Source organism: Lutibacter sp. (assembly GCF_041596795.1).
In the GTDB taxonomy this organism is placed as follows: Bacteria; Bacteroidota; Bacteroidia; order Flavobacteriales; family Flavobacteriaceae; genus Lutibacter.
This window is the reverse complement of the sequence record NZ_JBFHHX010000230.1, coordinates 1-3349: the sequence shown is the minus strand read 5'-3', so window position 1 is coordinate 3349 and position 3349 is coordinate 1. Positions and strand designations below refer to the sequence as shown.

At 29.1% G+C, this 3349-nt stretch carries 3 protein-coding genes and 1 pseudogene; all 4 read right to left on the bottom strand.

Annotation, left to right across the window (positions count from 1 at the left end; translation table 11 throughout):
- Positions 1–171: pseudogene (locus ABY298_RS15625) on the bottom strand (EamA family transporter); the annotation flags it as partial.
- Complete coding sequence (locus tag ABY298_RS15620; RefSeq protein WP_372746979.1) at positions 158–1246, bottom strand: LptF/LptG family permease; 1089 nt, start codon at positions 1244–1246, stop codon at positions 158–160. The pseudogene ABY298_RS15625 and the gene ABY298_RS15620, both read right to left, overlap by 14 nt.
- Before the next feature lie 15 nt (positions 1247–1261).
- On the bottom strand, positions 1262–2392 hold the full coding sequence (gene tgt / locus ABY298_RS15615) for a tRNA guanosine(34) transglycosylase Tgt (protein ID WP_372746978.1): 1131 nt from the start codon (positions 2390–2392) through the stop codon (positions 1262–1264).
- A 137-nt stretch (positions 2393–2529) separates the two neighbouring features.
- Complete coding sequence (gene rluF, locus ABY298_RS15610) at positions 2530–3342, bottom strand: 23S rRNA pseudouridine(2604) synthase RluF (protein ID WP_372746980.1); 813 nt, start codon at positions 3340–3342, stop codon at positions 2530–2532.
- Positions 3343–3349: the final 7 nt, after the last annotated feature.

Sequence of the window (3349 nt, the reverse complement as noted above, 5' to 3'; positions counted from 1 at the left end):
TTTTTTAGTTAAAAGAAAATATATAAATACAAAAAGTACGGCTATAGACATTCTATACCATACTAATGGAATTGCATCTAGGCTAATAAGCGCTCCTAAAATTGCGGTAAAACCCCAAATAAACACTAATAAGTGTAAGTGAAGGTAATTTTTTAAATTAGTTTTTGGCATTTCTTATATATAGGTAAATTGCTAGTGCTCCAAAAAATATGTTGGGTAACCATACCATTACAAAGGCATTAGTTTCTGCTCCAGCACCTAAAACTTCAGCTATTTTTAATAAAAATACGTATACAAACATTAAAGTAATTCCTATTGCTAAGTTAATTCCTAAACCACCTCTTCGTTTTTTTGCAGCTAAAGCAACGGCTATAAATGTTAAAATGTACGAGGCTATTGGCAAACTAGTTCGTTTGTGAAATTCTACTAAATAGGTATTTAAATTACTAATTCCTCTAGCTTTAGATTGTTTAATAAATTTATATAACTCAATAGAATTCATTTCTTTCGCCAAATCATCAACATTAACTAAATCATCTGGAGAGAAAGTTAAAATTGTATCTAAAATTACACCTGAGGCTATAGAATCTCTATCGTTAAGAATAATTCTTTTTTGATAATTTGTTAATTTAAAAGTAGTGTCGGTTTCGTTCCATCGAATACTTTCTGCTAGTAGTTTGTATTTTAATTTATTACCTTCAAATTTTTCATAAGCAAATTTATAGCCTTGTTTTCTTTGCACAGCCCAGGTTTTTACATAAATGTAATCGTTAGGACCAAGTTGTAAATTAACATCGTTTAAAATATCAGCATTATAATCTTTCTTTTTTAAGTATGCATTGTTAAATGCGCCAAAGGTTTTATTACTTTCTGGCACAATAAAATGATTCATAGATAAACCTATAAATGCCACTATAGATGCGCCAATAAAGTAAGGATATAAAAATCTTGTAAAAGATATTTTTGCTGAATGAATAGCAATAACCTCTGTATTTCCAGATATTTTTGATGTAAAAAAGATTACTGCAATAAACAACGCCAAAGGCATAAATGTATTTCCAAAAATTACTATAAAATTTAGGTAATAATCATTTAAAATTTCATTGAAAGATAAGTTAGTATGCCTTAAAAATTTATCAATTTTTTCGGATACATCAATTGCTATTGCAATAGGCAATAACAACATTAAAATTAAAGCAAAACTGCTTAAGAATTTTTTTAATATATATTTATCTAATATTCTCAATGTTGCTTTTTTATTTTATAATCTTTGGTCTAATTGCTTTACCATACGGTTTTTCCACTCGGTAAAATCTCCGGCTAATATATGTTTTCTAGCTTCACGAACCAACCATAAATAAAATCCTAAATTATGAATAGAAGCAATTTGTTTACCTAATAATTCTTTTGATATAAATAAATGACGTAAATATGCTTTTGAATACATAGTATCTACAAACGTAATTCCCATTTCATCAATAGGAGAAAAGTCGTTTTCCCACTTTTTATTTTTAATGTTTATAGAACCATTAGCCGTAAAAAGCATTCCGTTTCTTGCGTTTCTGGTTGGCATAACACAATCAAACATATCAATACCTAAGGCAATATTTTCTAATATGTTTGTTGGAGTTCCAACTCCCATTAAATAACGTGGTTTATCTTGTGGTAAAATTGCTGTAACAATTTCTGTCATTGCATACATTTCTTCTGCAGGTTCACCAACTGATAGTCCACCAATTGCATTACCTTCAGCTCCAACTCCTGCAATAAATTCTGCAGACTGTTGTCTTAAATCTTTATAAGTACTACCTTGTACAATTGGAAAAAATGCTTGACTATAATCGTACTTAAATGGTGTTTTTTCTAAATGTGTTATACATCTATTTAACCATCTGTGCGTCATATGCATAGATCTTTTTGCATAATTATAATCACAAGGATATGGTGTACATTCATCAAAAGCCATAATAATATCAGCTCCAATAGAACGTTGAATTTCCATTACGTTTTCTGGTGTAAATGTATGGTAAGAGCCATCTATATGACTTTTAAATTTTACGCCTTCTTCGTTTATTTTTCTTCTTTCGGATAATGAATATACTTGGTAACCACCGCTATCGGTTAAAATATTTCTGTCCCAATTCATAAATTTATGCAAACCTCCAGCTTGCTCTAATATTTTTGTTTGTGGACGTAAATATAAATGGTAAGTATTTCCTAAAATAATATCAGGATTTATTTCATTTTTTAATTCGCTTTGATGTACACCTTTTACTGTACCAACTGTTCCAACAGGCATAAAAATAGGTGTTTCTATTGTGCCGTGGTCTGTAGTTATAATTCCTGCTCTTGCCTTGCTTTGAGCATCGGTTGTTTTTAATTCAAATTGCATAGTCGGCAAAGATACAGAATCGATTTTGTTTAAGAAAAATTTAATTTATAATGGTACGTAGTTTAATTTTTATAAAAAACGTGCATTTATTTTTTTTGATTATACTTATTAGAAATTGAAATGAGACATTTAGATAATTATCTTTTTCTTCCAAATTTAGATTTGTAAGTTGGTTTCTTTTTTTGAGTAAATTGTTTTTTATGAATGTCTGTTGATGCTTCTTCTGTTTTTGTAGAGTCGGCAACCATTTTATTAATAATATCCATTTCATGAGAAGATAATTCTCGCCAATCACCAATTTTTAAATTACCAAGTTTAACATTCATAATTCTGGTACGTTGTAATTTGGTAACATCAAAATTTAAATATTCGCACATTCTTCGTATTTGTCGGTTTAATCCTTGAGTTAGCACAATATTAAATGTATAATCGTTAATAAGAGTGACTTTACATTTTTTGGTTACAGTACCTAAAATAGGAATTCCATTACTCATTTTTTGTATAAAATCATCATTTATAGGTTTATTAACGGTAACAATGTATTCTTTTTCATGATTATTTCCTGCGCGTAAAATTTTGTTAACTATATCACCATCATTGGTTAAAAAAATCAATCCTTCAGATGGTTTATCCAATCTGCCAATAGGGAATAATCTTTCAGGATGATTAATATATTTTACAATATTTTTACGTTCTTTAGAATCTGTAGTGCTTACAATTCCAACAGGTTTATTAAAAGCAATGTACAGTGTTTTTGGTTTAGCAATAAGTGGTTGCCCGTTAATTTTAACAATATCTCCTTCAAAAACTCGGTTACCTAATTGCGTTGGTTTTCCATTAATGGTAACTTTTCCATCAACAATTAGTTTTTCAGCCTCTCTACGTGAGCAAATTCCGGTGCTACTAATGTACTTATTTAAATTGGTTGAGTTTTGGTTTGTATTTTCCACAGATATC

Coding starts and splice junctions, on each gene's coding strand:
- tgt (WP_372746978.1), bottom strand. CDS start 2,392: ATGCAATTTGAATTAAAAACAACCGATGCTCAAAGCAAGGCAAGAGCA.